The sequence below is a fragment of the Ferroacidibacillus organovorans genome (genome assembly GCF_001516615.1).
Taxonomy (GTDB): Bacteria; Bacillota; Bacilli; order Alicyclobacillales; family SLC66; genus Ferroacidibacillus; species Ferroacidibacillus ferrooxidans_B.
The window spans coordinates 1-315 of record NZ_LPVJ01000028.1 but is presented as its reverse complement, the minus strand read 5'-3'; the positions used below and the strand labels follow the sequence as shown (position 1 = coordinate 315).

General features: G+C 54.0%; 1 protein-coding gene. It reads left to right on the top strand.

What is annotated here, in order from left to right; genetic code table 11:
• Positions 1-315 (top strand): hypothetical protein (locus ATW55_RS16760; protein WP_235587048.1); only part of this gene is annotated, 315 nt, incomplete at both ends.

The window sequence follows — 315 nt, the reverse complement described above, 5'->3', positions numbered from 1 at the left end:
GATGTATATGGGATTTGCAAGAAAATGTATTGCTTGAACACGAAAACGGGCAGTCGCTGGAGCAAGTGGGCGAATCGGTCCCCTACCCTTCCGGCCCCATTTCCTCCAAAACCGTTTGGCGATGGTATAAACGGTGGAAGGCGCGGATGGATTCGATGGAAACAGGGTTCTGGCAGTGTGTCCTCGTCGCCAAGCCCTCCTTGGAGATACCCCGTGGAAGAGACCGTCCTGTGAAGCGGATTGGGCTGTGGAAACGTATTTGGCGTGAAGCACTGCCAATGGGAGTGAGCGTTGGGTTGTTTCAGGGCTTATCCA